The organism is Isoptericola jiangsuensis (assembly GCF_048320105.1).
GTDB lineage: Bacteria > Actinomycetota > Actinomycetes > Actinomycetales > Cellulomonadaceae > Isoptericola > Isoptericola jiangsuensis_A.
Genome location: NZ_CP182942.1, coordinates 1534486 through 1548127, shown reverse-complemented (window position 1 = coordinate 1548127; position 13642 = coordinate 1534486). Strand labels below are relative to the sequence as shown.

Below are 13642 nucleotides of genomic sequence, written 5' to 3'. Positions count from 1 at the left end.
CCGACGCGTCGGGTCAGCCGGCGGAGGCGCTCGCGGCGTCGGGGTCGTCGCGGGGGCCGATGACGTTGAGCACCTGGTAGGCCTGCCGCGGGACGTCGGGCGTCTCGCGCGCACGGGCGAGGTTGCGCTGCGACCAGCGGTCCATGAGCTCGGTGACCTCCTCGGCGAACGCGTCGGCCTCGTCCTTGGTGAGCAGGACGGACGTCAGCAGGAACTGCCGGCGGGCGGTCCCGTCGTCCTGTTCGCCGTGCCCGAACACGTCCCTGGTCCAGCGCAGCGCGGGACGCAGGATCGCCTCGTTCGCGCCGGGGGAGTCGCCCTTGAGGCTGTAGGCCTCGGCGACGTTGGTCCACACGCGGTCGCGCTTGTCGCGGGCGTGCTCGGGCGCCTCGACGATGAGGCCCGCCCGGGCGAGCACCCGCAGGTGGAAGCTCACGGAGTTGGCGGGCTGACCGATCGCCTCGGCGAGGTCGGCGGCGCGGGCGTGCCCGGTCACGGCGAGCTGCATGAGGATCCGCTGCCGCACGGGGTTGGCGAGGGCGCGCAGACCGTCGGGGTCGCTGATCTCCAGGGCTTCCAGCACGTGACGAGCCTAGCAACATCGCGCAACGGGGGATGCGCAACATTCAACGCGCAAGGACTATTGCGCAACTACGGTTGCGGGACTACCGTCGTCCTCATGACCCAGCCCCCGGGCGCCACCACTCCCGCCACCACTCCCAACACCACTTCCGCCGTCACGGCGAGCATCGCCTGCGATGCTCGCCGTGACGGTGCCCCGGAGGGCGGGGGACCCCTGCGGCGCAACCGTCCCTACCTGCTGCTCATGTCGGGCCTGACCGCCGAGTCGGTCGGGGGAGGGGTCGCGCGGTTCGCCGTGCCGCTGCTGGCCCTGCAGCTCACCGGTTCCGCGACCGCGGCGGGCGTCGTCGCGGCGATCGGGCACACCGGTGCGCTGCTCGCAGCCCTGCCCGCCGGCGTCGTCGCCGACCGGACGGACCGTCGCCGGCTGATCGTCGTGGCGGCCACCACGGCGACGGTCCTGTGGGCCACCGTCGTCGTCGCGGGCGCCACCGGGTCGCTGACGGCCTGGCACCTGGCCGCGGTGCTCTGCGGCGCAGCCGTCGCGGCGGCCTTCCTCGACCCCGCGATCAGCGGGGCGTTCCGCTCCGTCGTCCCCGTGGCGCAGCTCCCGACCGCCTACGCCGTCGCGGAGGGTCGCGACGCCACCGCGTCGATGATCGCCGGCCCCGTCGGCGGTCTGCTCTACGCCGTCGGGCACGTCGTGCCGGTCGTCGGCGCCGTCGTCGGGCACGCCGCCACCGCGCTGGCCGCCCTGCTCGTGTGCGCACCCCTCAACGGCGACGTCGCCGCGGCGCGCGCCACGCGCCCGGTCGCGGCGCTGCGCGAAGGGCTGCGCTACGTCTGGTCGGTGCCGCTGTTCCGCGCCAGCCTCGGGATGTTCGTCGTCGTGAACGTCGCCCTGAGCGGCATGATGATCGCCGTCAACCTCCAGCTGGCGGGCGAGGGGACGCGGCCGGTGCTGATCGGCGTCGTCAACATGGTCGCCGCCGGCTCGATGCTCGCCGGCGCGGTGGTCGCGCCGGCGCTCGTCGCGCGCCTCCGCCTCGGCGTCGTCACCGTCCTGGCGCTCGGGCTCGTGGTGGTCGCGTTCGCCGTGATGGCGGCCGTGCAGACCTACGCCGGCTACGTGGTCCTCGTCGGTGTCGGGGTGTTCCTGGTGCCCGCGGTGAACGCGGCGATGGCCGGCTACGTCGCGGCGATCACGCCCGCCCAGATGCAGGGACGGCTGTCGTCCGTGCTGGGGCTGAGCGGGATCGCCGCGATGCCGCTGGCGCCGCTGGTCGGTGGGTCGTTGCTCGACGCCGGCGGCATCGGCCTCGTGCTGTGGACGCTCGTCGCCCTCCTGGCGGTGACGGTCGTGGCGCTGTGCCTGGTGCGTCCGCTGTGGCGGGTCGGCACCCCGGACACGTGGTCCGACGACGCGGTCGCCGTCCCGGGTCAGGCGGCGGACCAGCCGCCGTCGGACGCCAGGACCTGACCGTTGACGTTCGTCGAGTCCTTCGACAGCAGGAACGTGATCGACGCCGCGAGCTGCTCGGGCATCGCGATGTCGGCCATGATCCCCATGCCGGCCTGGACGCGGTCCATGCCGAACTCGTCGACGTCGTGCGGCTGCATGCCCGTGGCGACGCCGCCGGGGGCGACGGCGTTCACACGCACGCCGGTGCCCGTGTACATGTAGGCGGCGTTCTTCGTCAGGCCCACCACGGCGTGCTTGGAGGCCGTGTACGCGGCGCCCGCGGCGGACCCGCGCAGCCCGGCCTCGGAGGCGACGTTGACGACGCGGCCCTCCGCGGCGGCGAGCATGGCGGGCACGACGGCGCGCATGAGCTTCATCGTCCCGGTGACGTTGACGGCGAGCACCCGGTCCCAGGTGGCGTCGTCGACGGTGTGCACGGCGGCGAAGCGGTCCATGATGCCGGCCACGTTCGCCAGGGCGTCCACGCGGCCGCCGGCGGCCGCGAGGACGCGGGCCACGGCGTCGTCGTCGGTGATGTCCGCGACGACGGGCAGGATCGCGGCGCCGTCGGGCACCGCGGTCTCGGCGGTCAGGTCGGCGAGACCGGGCTCGGTCATGTCGACGGCGACGACGGTGCCACCCTCACGGGCCACCCGCGTCGCGGTGGCGCGACCGATGCCGGACGCGGCGCCGGTGACGATCACGGTCTGGCCGGTGAACCGCCCGGGGGTGATCGACTCGACCCACTCGGCAGGCTCGGGAGCGGCCGGGGCGGACGCGCCCGGGGCGGGGGTGGCGGCTACCGGCGTGGCGGCGATCTCGGTGGCGGAGGCGGTCTCGGTGGCGGAGGCGGGCTCGGTGGCGGCGCCCGGGGCGCGCAGCTCGGCGGCGCGCACGACCATGGCGTCGGCCGCCTCCTGGGAGAACTTGCCCCGGGAGAGCTTGACGAGCTTGCCCAGCCTGAACCGCTTGGCGGGCGCCAGCGACTTCGTGGAGCTGCCCGCCTCGGCGAGCATCTCGCTGAGCACCCGCTCGCCGACGGGGTCGGCCAGCCACTCGGCGACGGTGTTGTTCAGGGTGAGCTCGGTCATGCTGTCCTCCGTCATGCACCGGACACTGTTGTCCGGTTGGTCGCCCTAGACTAGCACCGTGAGCACCGAGAGCCCCCGGACGTCGCGCCGCACCAACGCCGGCCCCCGCGCCGCCGCCCGCAACCGTGCAGCCCTGCTGGCGGCCGCCCGCGAGATCTTCGCCCAGCACGGCGCGCACGCCCCGCTCAACGCCGTCGCCCGCCGTGCGGGCGTGGGCCAGGGCAGCCTCTACCGCCACTTCCCCGACCGCGTGGCGCTCGTCGTCGCGCTGTTCGAGGAGCAGGTCGTCACCGTCGAGCAGCGCGCCGCGGAGCCCGACGTCACCCTCGCCGACCTCCTCGGCCTGATCACCCGGCACGCCATGGAGTCCGTCGTCAGCATCGACCTCGCCTCCTCCCGGCCCGAGGAGCGCCCCGACCCCCGGCTGGTCGACCTGCGGGCACGGGTGGTCGACGTCCTGGCGCCGCACCTGGACGACGCCGTCGCCGCAGGCTCCGTCCCGCCCGGCACGACGGTCGAGGACGTCCTGCTCGGCGTCGAGCTGGTCGCGGCCGGGCTCACGCGTCGCGCCGCCGCCGACCGGCCGGCCTTCGCCGCACGCGCCTGGGCGCTGATCGGGTTCGAGGTCACACCCGACGCGTGATCCGTCGGGGGGACTGCCGGTAGGATCGTGGCGGCCGTGACTGGCGAAGGTGGACAACCACCGGGGAGCGGCCGCCCCGACCAGGTCGGCCCGGTACGGCGCCGCCCAGGGTCGGGACACGCCGTGCGCGCCGCCCGCCTGGGCGCCAGGGTTTCCGCGAAGACCTACCCGCGAGGAGACCACACGATGTCAGCCGCACCCACCACCCCGGACGTCCAGATCGCCGACGACGCGCAGCGCCCGGTGCGCCGCGCCCTGCTGAGCGTCTACGACAAGACCGGCCTGGTCGAGCTCGCCACCGCCCTGCACGCCGCCGGCGTCGAGCTCGTCTCCACCGGGTCGACCGCCGCGCGGATCGCCGACGCCGGCGTGCCCGTCACCCCCGTCGAGGACCTCACCGGGTTCCCCGAGTGCCTCGAGGGACGCGTCAAGACGCTGCACCCGCGCGTGCACGCCGGGATCCTGGCGGACACCCGCAAGGCGGACCACCTCGCTCAGCTCGCCGAGCTGGAGATCGACACGTTCGAGCTCGTCGTGGTGAACCTCTACCCGTTCGCGGCCACCGTCGCCTCCGGCGCCGGCCCGGACGAGGTCGTCGAGCAGATCGACATCGGCGGGCCGTCCATGGTCCGCGCCGCCGCGAAGAACCACCCGAGCGTCGCCGTCGTCGTCGACCCCGCCCGGTACGACGACGTCGTGGCCGCGACCACCGGCGGCGGCTTCACGTTCGCGCAGCGCAAGCGCCTCGCCGCCGCCGCGTTCGCCCACACCGCCCAGTACGACGTCGCGGTGGCCGCCTGGTTCGCCTCCGTCTACGCGCCCGACGCGGACGCCGTCGCCTCCGGCCTGCCGGACGTGACCGGCGCCGCCTACGAGCGTGCCGACGTCCTGCGCTACGGCGAGAACCCGCACCAGCAGGCCGCGCTGTACACGCGCACCGACGGCGCTGCCGGACTGGCGCAGGCCACCCAGCTGCACGGCAAGGCGATGAGCTACAACAACTACGTGGACGCCGACGCCGCCTGGCGCGCGGCCCACGACCACACCGAGCCCGCCGTCGCGATCATCAAGCACGCCAACCCGTGCGGCATCGCCGTCGGCGCCGACGTCGCCCAGGCGCACGCCCGCGCCCACGCCACCGACCCGGTCTCCGCCTACGGCGGCGTCATCGCCGCCAACCGCGTGATCACGAGGGCCGCGGCGGAGCAGATCGCCCCCGTCTTCACCGAGGTCGTCGTCGCGCCGGGCTTCGAGCCCGAGGCGCTCGAGGTGCTGCAGGCCAAGAAGAACGTCCGCCTGCTCGTGATCGACACCCCGACCGCCGCCGCCGTCGAGACCCGGCCGATCTCCGGGGGGCTCCTCGTGCAGGAGGTCGACCGATTCCAGGCCGAGGGCGACGACCCGTCCGCGTGGACCCTGGCCGCCGGGGAGCCCGCCGACGAGGCCACGCTCGCCGACCTCGCCTTCGCCTGGCGGGCCGTGCGTGCCGCGAAGTCGAACGCGATCCTGCTGGCCGCGGACGGCGCCGCCGTCGGCATCGGCATGGGACAGGTGAACCGGGTCGACTCGTGCCGGCTGTCGGTGGAGCGTGCCAACACGCTCGCCGACGACGCCGAGCGTGCCCGTGGGGCCGTCGCCGCGTCGGACGCGTTCTTCCCGTTCGCCGACGGGCTGCAGGTGCTGCTGGACGCCGGCGTGCGCGCCGTCGTCCAGCCCGGCGGATCGATCCGTGACGAGGAGGTCGTCGAGGCGGCCCGGGCCGCGGGCGTGACGATGTACCTCACCGGGACGCGCCACTTCGCCCACTGATCCCGCCCCGCGCCGCCGAACGGGCGGGACGGACCGCCGTGGCCGACCGTTGCGGTCCGTCCCGCCCGTTCGTCGCAGCGACGGGTCAGGCGGGGGCGGCCAGGGCGTCGCGGAGCCGGACGGCGGGATCGGCCACCCGGGCCGGGTCCACGACCAACGCCCGGGGCCGGTTCATCGCCTTGCGCACCGCGCCGACATCGCGCGGGGAGTCGACCAGCAGCACCGCCCGCACGACGGCGTGGCCCCCGGTCCCGGTCGGCACGGCGTTCCCGGCGTCACCTGCGTCACCTGCGTCACCTGCGTCCGTGGTCGCCGGCGTCGTCCAGAACGCGGCCCACGCTCCGGCGCCCGGGGTGCCGCGCAGCAGGTCCGGGTCGCCCTGCGGCAGACCGAAGAGCGCCAGGTCGTGCCCGAGCTGGCGAGAGAAGACGTACGGCGCGTGCGCCGCCTCCGGCGGCTGGCCCAGGACTGCGGCCGCGGTGGCCTCCGGATCGTGCAGCGCCGACGACCAGTGCCCGCCCGGCACCCGGCCCAGCACCGGGTGCGGCCGGGCGGCGACGTCGCCCACCGCCCACAACCCCGCAGCACCGGGTACCGCACCGTGGGCGTCCACCAGGAGCGACCCGGCGGCGTCGAACGCCTCGGGGGGAGCGCGGCGCGCAGCCATCCGGTCGCCGGACGCGCACCCACCGCGGCCAGCACGACGTCCGCCCCCAGCACCTCGCCCGAGGCGAGCGTCACCCCGTCCGGGCGGACCTCGGTGGCCACCGCGTCGAGCAGCAGCCGCACTCCCGCCTCGTCGAACCAGCCGGCCAGCTCGGAGCCCGTGCGCGTGCCCAGCTGGCGGGCCAGGGGAGCGGGTCCCGCCTCCACGACCGTGACCTGCGCACCGGCGGCCGCGGCCACTCCGGCGATCTCCGCGCCGACCCAGCCGGCACCCACGACGACCAGCCGCACACCCGGCCCCAGGTCACGGCGCAGCCGCGCGGCGTCGTCCGCCGTGTGCAGCACGTCGGCACCCCACCCGGGCGGCACGACGGGCCGCGACCCGCACGCGAGCACCACGGTGCCGGCGTCCAGGACGTCGCCCGAGCGGGTCGTCACCGTGCCCGGCGCCCAGGCCACCGCCGGGTCCGCCAGCCGGACCTCGTCGGCCAGGGTGTCGACGTCGACTCCGAGATCGGCGCTCAGCCAGACCGGCTCCGGGCGGGTGAACAGGTCCTTGGACAGCGGCGGACGGTCGTAGGGGGGCACGCCCTCGTCGCCGAGCAGGACGATCCGCCCGTCGAAGCCGTGGGAGCGCAGGGCGGCCACCGTCCGGGCGCCGGCCAGGCCTCCGCCGACGACGACGACGGATCCGGGCACGGCGGGCGAAGGGCGGTCCGCCGCTCCGGTCGCTGTCGAGTCGGTGAGGGCCACGAGGGCGACCATACCGGCGCTCGGACCGTGCCGGCCCGGTCCCGGCCCGGTCTCGGCCCGGTCTCGGCGAGGTTCCGGCCCGGCGTCGGCCCGGTAGGCTCGGGCGCGTGGCACCCGACTCCCCGAAGCCCGCCGCGCCGCAGTGGCACGCCGTCGACGCGGTCGCGGACGGCGACCGACCCGCACCGAACCCCGTGCCTGCCATCCTCGTCTCGCTCACCGGGATCCTGGTGGCCGTGGTGCTGGGGCTGACCGTCGGGGCGCGCGAGGGGTCGTTCGCGATCGCGGCGACCCTGGGCGTCGCCGGCGCCTGGCGCGCGACGTCGCCGTCCGGTCCGGCCGGTCTGGCGATCCGCAGCCGCGGGTTCGACGTGTTCCTCTGCTGGGGAGCGGCGACCGCCGTCAGCGTCCTCGCGCTGACCGCCCCCGGCGTCTGACGAGGTCTCGACGTCTTCAGACGCCAGAACGCCGCGAGCGACCAGGTCGCTCGCGGCGTTCTCACGTGTGCCGGACGATCAGGGACGGGCGGGCGGTTCCGTGCCCTCGTCCGTGTCCGTGACCGGTGCGTCGTCGGCGACGGGCTCGGCGACGGGCTCGACCGGCTCGGCGACCGGCTCGGCGACCGGCTCGACGACGGGCTCGGCCCGCTCCGCCTCGACGGCGGCGGCCGTCGCGGTCGCCGTGGCGGCGATCGCGGCCGCCTCGGTGGCGGCGGGAGCGGTGCCCGGCTGCTCGTCCCACTCGGGGTCGAGGGCGCTCGGGGCGGCGGGCACCGGCGCGAAGGCCCGGGCGAACAGCGCGGCCAGGGCGGCACCCACGAGGGGCGCGACGATGAACAGCCACACCTGGCGTCCCACGCCGCCCTCGGCCCAGGCGTCCGGCGAGATGACCGACGCCAGCGAGCGGGCGGGGTTGAACGAGGTGTTCGTCACCAGCCACGAGATGATGTGCAGCGCGCCCAGCGTCAGACCGATGATCACGGCCGGGTAGGTGATCTTCGCCCGGCTGTTGGTCACGCCGAGGATGACGCCCACGAAGATGGCGGCGATGACGATCTCGACGATCGCCGCCGACATCAGGTCGAAGGTCACCTGGCCCTGGGAGATCGTGAACATCGGGGAGTGGTCGCCGAAGCCGTTCGCGGTCGCGGCGAGGACCTCGCCCTTGGAGCCGGAGCCGACGAGCGCGCCGAACGTGTCGGGGATGATGAGGAGCATCAGCGCACCCGCGGCCAGGGCGCCGACGATCTGCGCGACCCAGTAGGGCACCAGGTCCGCCCAGGAGGCGCGCCCGGCGAGGGTCAGGCCGAACGTCACCGCGGGGTTGAAGTGCCCGCCGGACAGGTGCCCGACGGCGCCGATGCCCGCCATGAGGGCGATGCCGCCGGCCAGCGCCACGGTGAGGATGGAGCCGCCGTTGGCGGCGTTGAAGGTCGCCGTGCCCACGATGCCGAAGACCAGCAGGAACGTGCCGAAGGCCTCGGCCGCCATGCGGGTGAAGAGTCGGGGTGGCGCTGCCGTCTCGATCTCGGCGACGGTCGCGGTCTGCTCGGCCATGATGGTCCTTTGCTGGTCGTCGGGTGAAGAACTCGGGTGCCCGCCGGGCACCGCGGTGATGCTGGCACCGGTTCCTGTGACTTGCCTGGGTGTCGGGCGTCACAAGGGTTCAACGCCTCGCACGTTACCGTGCGAGGGCGCCGTCGCACGTCAACCGGGCCGCCGCCGTGAACGGTGGCCCGTGGTGGCGTGCCTTGCGGTGTCCGGTGCTCGACGCCGTCCCGGGGGTGACGGGGCGGTCCGCGTACGTCAGAGTAGGGGTCATGACGACTCCTGTGAACGTCACCGTGACCGGTGCCGCCGGACAGATCGGGTACGCGCTGCTCTTCCGCATCGCGTCGGGCGCGATGCTGGGACCCGACACCCCGGTGCGACTCAAGCTGCTCGAGATCCCTGCGGCGGTGAAGGCGGCCGAGGGGACGGCGATGGAGCTGTCCGACGCCGCCTTCGGGCTGCTGGACGGCATCGACGTCTACGACGATCCCGCACAGGGGTTCGCCGGGACCAACGTCGCCCTCCTGGTGGGTGCGCGCCCGCGCGGTCCCGGGATGGAGCGCGGCGACCTCCTGGAGGCCAACGGCGGCATCTTCGGGCCGCAGGGCCGGGCGATCAACGACGGCGCGGCCGACGACGTGCGGGTGCTGGTGGTCGGCAACCCCGCGAACACGAACGCGCTCATCGCCGCGGCGAACGCCCCCGACGTCCCCGCCGAGCGGTTCACGGCGATGACGCGGCTGGACCACAACCGGGCGCTGTCCCAGCTCTCGGCGCACGCCGACGTGCCCGTGGCCGACATCCGCCAGGTCACGATCTGGGGCAACCACTCCGCGACCCAGTACCCCGACATCTTCCACGCCACCGTCGGACCCCGCAGCGGTGCGGAGCTCGCCGCCGACGCCCCCTGGCTGACGGACGAGTTCATCCCGACCGTCGCCAAGCGCGGCGCCGCGATCATCGCGGCACGGGGTGCGTCGTCGGCGGCCTCGGCGGCGTCCGCGGCGATCGACCACGTCCGCGACTGGGTGCTGGGCACCCCGAGCGGCGACTGGACCAGCGCCGGCGTGGTGTCCCACGGCGAGTACGGCGTGCCGGAAGGCCTGGTCTCGTCGTTCCCCGTGACGTCGTCGGGCGGCGACTGGCAGATCGTCGAGGGGCTCGAGATCGACTCCTTCTCACGCGAGCGCATCGACGCCAGCGTCGCGGAGCTGGAGGCCGAGCGGGACGCGGTGCGCGAGCTCAACCTGATCTGACGCCCCACCCCCCTCCGGCCGACCATGCCCTGGCGGCCCGTCCGATGCCGCGGACGGGCCGCCAGGGCATGGTCGACGGCCCGGAGGGCATGCTCGGCGGTGAATAAACCGTGGGTGATCGACACCGGTCGAACGTAGGCTCGACTGGCCATGATCGATGCACCCTCATCCCTCGAACCACGCCGTGCGGACGTCGACCCGTCCGCACGCGACGTCGTGGACCCCTCCCGCCGTCTGGACTGGCGCCGGTTGCGTGCGCCGCTGTCCGCCGTCGCGCTGACCGCCCTGACGGTCGGTGCCGTCGGCGCCGCGCTCGGGACCGTCATCGCCGGTGGCCTGGCCGAGGACCCGACCCTGGGCGCGCTGCTGGTGCTCGCGCTCTGCATCGTGGGTGCCGCGCTGCTCGACTCCGTCGGTCAGGTCGTCTGGGCCGGTGTGGTGGACCGGGCCGAGGGCAGGCTGCGCGGCGACCTGCTGACCTCGGCCCTGCACCAGCCCCTCGCGACGCTCACCGAGCAGGCCGTGGGGGAGATCCTCGACCGCGTCGACGACGACACCCACGCCGTCGGCACCCTCGTGCGCCGCCAGCTCTGGGGAGCCGGGCGAACCGTCGTCGGTGTCGTGCCGATGTGGGTCGTGGCGGGCCTGACCTGGTGGCCGGCCTGGCTGCTGTTCCCTGCCCTGGCCGCGCTCGCGGGGTTCCTGGTGCGGCCCATGCTGGGCGAGATCGCCCGTCGCAAGGTGGTCGAGGAGGCCTCCTGGACGGACCACGCCGCCGCGTTCGAGGAGTCGGTCGCCGCGCGCGACGACCTGCGCACGAGCCTCGGCCAGGCCTTCGCGATCCGCCGTCTGGCCCAACGCTCCGCCGAGGTGCACGCCAGGTTCCGGGCGGTGGTGAGCGTCGAGTCCCGGATGGTCCGGCTGGCGGGCCTCGTGCTCGCCGCGCTCCTGGCGGGGGTCGCCGTGACCGGCGCCGCGCTCGCGTCCGGCGGGGACCTGCCGGTGGCGAACCTGGTCACCCTGTTCCTCGTCACCGCGATGTTCGTCGGCCAGGTCGACAACCTCGTCCACCACCTGCCGGACATCCAGGAGGGCGTCGGCGCGGTGACGCGCATCCGGCAGATGCTCGACGTCGCCCCGGAGCCCGCGGGCGGCGACCCGGTCCCCTCGGGACCGGTCGGCCTCGACGTGCGGGACCTGCACTTCTCCTACGCGGAGGGCACTTTCGCCCTGGCCGGGGTCTCCCTGCGCGTCCCGGCCGGGCAGACGATCGCGCTGGTGGGCCGAACCGGGTCCGGCAAGTCGACCCTGGCGTCGCTGCTGTCGCGGGCCGTCGAGCCCGAGCGGGGCAGCGTGTTCGTCGGCGGCGCCGACGTGCGCGACCTCGACCTCCAGGCGCTGCGCGCCGCCGTCGGCGTGGTCACGCAGCGCACCGAGATCCTCGCGGGCACGCTCGCCGAGAACATCGCCCTGTTCGCCGACGTGCCGCGCGACGACGTCGAGGCGGCGGTACGCGAGCTGCGGCTCGACGACTGGGTCGCCGGGCTCCCGGACGGCCTCGACACCCTGCTCGGCCCGGGTGGCACCACGCTGTCCGCCGGGGAGGAGCAGCTCGTGGCGTTCGCGCGGCTGCTGGTCCGCGACGTGCAGGTGGTGGTGCTCGACGAGGCGACCGCCCGCATGGACCCGCTCACGGAGTCCCGGGTCGTCGCCGCGGCGGAGCGGCTGCTCACCGGCCGCACCGGCGTGCTCGTCGCGCACCGGCTGTCCACGATCGAGCGGGCGTCCCTGGTGGCGGTCCTCGACCACGGGCGTGTCGTGCAGCAGGGGCCGCGGACCGAGCTCGCCGTCGTGCCCGGTCGCTACCGCGACCTGCTGGCGGCCGGTGCCGCCCACGGTGACGTGCTCGACGACGAGAGCGACGGCCCGGCTGCCGACCCCGCCGACGCCGAGGCGACCGACGGGACCGGTGCTGACGGGACGGCGGCCGACGACGGGCGCGCGCAGGCGGTCGGCGGTCGTCGTCGCCGCGGCACCCCGCCGCCCCGGCGGGACCCGGGGGACGGGCCCAGCCTGGCGCGCGGTGTGCTGCACTCGCTGGTGGTCCGCCCCGCGTGGGGCCTCTTCGGCGCCGTGCTGTTCCTGGTGGCCAGCCTGGTGTCCGCTCAGGGTGCGCTGACCGGGTTCCTCTGGGGCCGCGCCGTGCAGGGAATCGAGGACGGCTTCCCGACGGCGCTGCTCGTGGCGTTCGTGCTGCTGCTGCTCCTTGCTCCGCTGTGCCTCGCGCACGCGATCTACGTCTACCCGCGGTGGTGGATCGAGATCCTGCTGCGCGTGCGGATGTCGGTCATGACGGGCCAGACGCGCCAGCACCGGCTCGTCGCCACCCCGCCGGGCGAGGTGGTCGCGCGGGCGATGGACGCCGACCGGTTCGTGCGCTACGCGGACCGCTGGGTCGACTTCGTCAACGGCCTGCTGATCGCCGGCGTCACCGCGCTCATCAGCGGGTCGTGGCTCGCCGGTGCGGTGCTGCTGGCGATCATGGCGGTCTCGGCCGGTGCGTCGGCGGTCGGTCGTCCGATCGCCGGGCGTTCGGCGACCCGGTCGTCGGCCGCCCGGGCGCAGTTCGGGCGGGCGCTGGTCTCGGCGCTGGACTCGGCCCGCACGGTCAAGCTCGCCGCCCGCACGCCGCAGGTGCACGCGCACCTGCACGAGGTGGACGGCGGGCGCGTGCAGGCCGCCGTGTTCGAGCACCGGGTGCAGGCGGCCCTCGACGGCGTCCCGATGGTGATGATCCAGCTCGGCGTGGTCGCCGCGTGGGGCGGGCTGCTCGCCGGCGCGTGGGACCTGGCCACGGCGCTGCTGGTCGCGAACGCGGCCATCGGCTTCGGCTGGTTCGGCACGGTCGCGGGTGCGGTGGTCACCGAGGCCCCGGGCACGCGGTCGTGGCAGCGTGCCACGAGCCGGTTCGCCGGCGGCGCGGACCTCGTGGACCTGCCCGACGGCGTCGACCTCCTCACGGGGGAGGCGCCCGCGCCGGTGGCGGGGTCGCGCCGGCCCCTGCAGCACCTGGAGCTGGCGGGGATGTCGGCGCTGCACGACGACGGCACCGTCGGCGTGTCCGACGTGGACCTGTCGGTCCGGCGGGGCGAGCTCGTCCTGCTGCTGGGTCAGGTGGGCTCCGGCAAGTCGAGCATGCTGTCCGCGCTGGCCGGGCTGGTCCCGCACACGGGTGCCATCCGGTGGAACGGCACCGACGTCGTGGAGGCGGAGTCGTTCCTGCGCCCCGGTCAGGTGGCGCACGTCGCGCAGCTCCCGCGTGTCCTGTCGGGCACGTTCGCGGACAACGTGCGCCTCGACCACGAGCGGGAGGTGCACGGCCCGGTCGCGGCGGCCCGCCTGGAGCAGGACGTCTCGGAGGCGGGCGGTCACGACGCGTTCGTCGGTCACCGTGGCGTGCGGCTGTCGGGAGGTCAGGTGCAGCGTCTCGCGCTGGCGCGCGCTCTCGCGGCGGACGCGGAGCTGCTGCTCGCGGACGACGTGTCGAGCGCGCTGGACGCGGCCACGGAGATCGAGCTGTGGGCGGCCCTGCGCGAGCGGGGGACCACGGTGGTCGGGGCGACGTCGAAGGGTGCGGCCCTGGCGCGGGCGGACCGCGTGGTGGTGCTCGTCGAGGGCCGCGTGGCCGAGGTCGGTGCGTGGCGCGACCTGGCGCGGCGGTGGGGGCACCTGGCGGGCTGACCTGCCCGCCTGCCCGAGCATGGAAGGCCCCGTCCGGACGTCCGGACGGGGCCTTCGTCGTCGGCCGTCGATTGTCCGCCACCCATTGC

10 protein-coding genes and 1 pseudogene are annotated in these 13642 nt (G+C 75.1%); 6 read left to right on the top strand and 5 right to left on the bottom strand.

Annotated features, from left to right (window positions below):
• Positions 1-13: 13 nt before the first annotated feature.
• The gene (locus ACNHYB_RS07230) at positions 14-583 is read right to left on the bottom strand and encodes an ArsR/SmtB family transcription factor (protein WP_418277751.1); all 570 of its coding nucleotides are present in this window, start codon (positions 581-583) and stop codon (positions 14-16) included.
• A gap of 96 nt (positions 584-679) precedes the next feature.
• On the opposite strand from ACNHYB_RS07230, the gene ACNHYB_RS07225 reads away from it, so the two are divergent.
• Entirely contained in the window at positions 680-2062 is a 1383-nt protein-coding gene (locus ACNHYB_RS07225) for an MFS transporter (protein WP_418277750.1), read from the top strand.
• Here the strand turns inward: ACNHYB_RS07225 and ACNHYB_RS07220 are convergent.
• Entirely contained in the window at positions 2023-3135 is a 1113-nt protein-coding gene (locus tag ACNHYB_RS07220; RefSeq protein ID WP_418277749.1) for an SDR family NAD(P)-dependent oxidoreductase, read from the bottom strand. The two genes, ACNHYB_RS07225 and ACNHYB_RS07220, sit on opposite strands and share 40 nt — an antisense overlap.
• A 58-nt stretch (positions 3136-3193) precedes the next feature.
• On the opposite strand from ACNHYB_RS07220, the gene ACNHYB_RS07215 reads away from it, so the two are divergent.
• Together ACNHYB_RS07215 and purH are read left to right on the top strand one after the other, a co-directional pair.
• The gene (locus ACNHYB_RS07215) at positions 3194-3778 is read left to right on the top strand and encodes a TetR family transcriptional regulator (RefSeq protein WP_418277748.1); all 585 of its coding nucleotides are present in this window, start codon (positions 3194-3196) and stop codon (positions 3776-3778) included.
• A gap of 186 nt (positions 3779-3964) precedes the next feature.
• Positions 3965-5587, top strand: a complete 1623-nt coding sequence (gene purH, locus ACNHYB_RS07210; protein WP_418277747.1) for a bifunctional phosphoribosylaminoimidazolecarboxamide formyltransferase/IMP cyclohydrolase — start codon at positions 3965-3967, stop codon at positions 5585-5587.
• Positions 5588-5672: 85 nt separating this feature from the next.
• Here the strand turns inward: purH and ACNHYB_RS07205 are convergent, their stop codons facing one another.
• Together ACNHYB_RS07205 and ACNHYB_RS07200 are read right to left on the bottom strand one after the other, a co-directional pair.
• The gene (locus ACNHYB_RS07205) at positions 5673-6254 is read right to left on the bottom strand and encodes a hypothetical protein (RefSeq protein ID WP_418278089.1); all 582 of its coding nucleotides are present in this window, start codon (positions 6252-6254) and stop codon (positions 5673-5675) included.
• 47 nt (positions 6255-6301) lie between these two features.
• Positions 6302-7018: pseudogene (locus ACNHYB_RS07200) on the bottom strand (FAD-dependent oxidoreductase); the annotation flags it as partial.
• Positions 7019-7113: 95 nt separating this feature from the next.
• Between ACNHYB_RS07200 and ACNHYB_RS07195 the strand changes: the two are divergent.
• Positions 7114-7443: a DUF3017 domain-containing protein gene (locus ACNHYB_RS07195; RefSeq protein WP_418277746.1), complete on the top strand. Its 330-nt coding sequence runs from the start codon at positions 7114-7116 to the stop codon at positions 7441-7443.
• Between the two features lie 78 nt (positions 7444-7521).
• On the opposite strand, the gene ACNHYB_RS07190 is transcribed toward ACNHYB_RS07195, so the two are convergent.
• Positions 7522-8562, bottom strand: coding sequence for an aquaporin (locus tag ACNHYB_RS07190; protein ID WP_418277745.1), 1041 nt, complete (start codon positions 8560-8562; stop codon positions 7522-7524).
• 263 nt (positions 8563-8825) lie between these two features.
• On the opposite strand from ACNHYB_RS07190, the gene ACNHYB_RS07185 reads away from it, so the two are divergent.
• Together ACNHYB_RS07185 and ACNHYB_RS07180 are read left to right on the top strand one after the other, a co-directional pair.
• Entirely contained in the window at positions 8826-9812 is a 987-nt protein-coding gene (locus ACNHYB_RS07185; protein ID WP_418277744.1) for a malate dehydrogenase, read from the top strand.
• A gap of 150 nt (positions 9813-9962) precedes the next feature.
• Positions 9963-13553: an ATP-binding cassette domain-containing protein gene (locus ACNHYB_RS07180; protein WP_418277743.1), complete on the top strand. Its 3591-nt coding sequence runs from the start codon at positions 9963-9965 to the stop codon at positions 13551-13553.
• Positions 13554-13642 lie beyond the last annotated feature (89 nt).

Coding starts and splice junctions, on each gene's coding strand:
- ACNHYB_RS07225 (WP_418277750.1), top strand. CDS start 680: ATGACCCAGCCCCCGGGCGCCACCACTCCCGCCACCACTCCCAACACC.
- ACNHYB_RS07220 (WP_418277749.1), bottom strand. CDS start 3,135: ATGACCGAGCTCACCCTGAACAACACCGTCGCCGAGTGGCTGGCCGAC.
- purH (WP_418277747.1), top strand. CDS start 3,965: ATGTCAGCCGCACCCACCACCCCGGACGTCCAGATCGCCGACGACGCG.
- ACNHYB_RS07205 (WP_418278089.1), bottom strand. CDS start 6,254: ATGGCTGCGCGCCGCGCTCCCCCCGAGGCGTTCGACGCCGCCGGGTCG.
- ACNHYB_RS07190 (WP_418277745.1), bottom strand. CDS start 8,562: ATGGCCGAGCAGACCGCGACCGTCGCCGAGATCGAGACGGCAGCGCCA.
- ACNHYB_RS07185 (WP_418277744.1), top strand. CDS start 8,826: ATGACGACTCCTGTGAACGTCACCGTGACCGGTGCCGCCGGACAGATC.
- ACNHYB_RS07180 (WP_418277743.1), top strand. CDS start 9,963: ATGATCGATGCACCCTCATCCCTCGAACCACGCCGTGCGGACGTCGAC.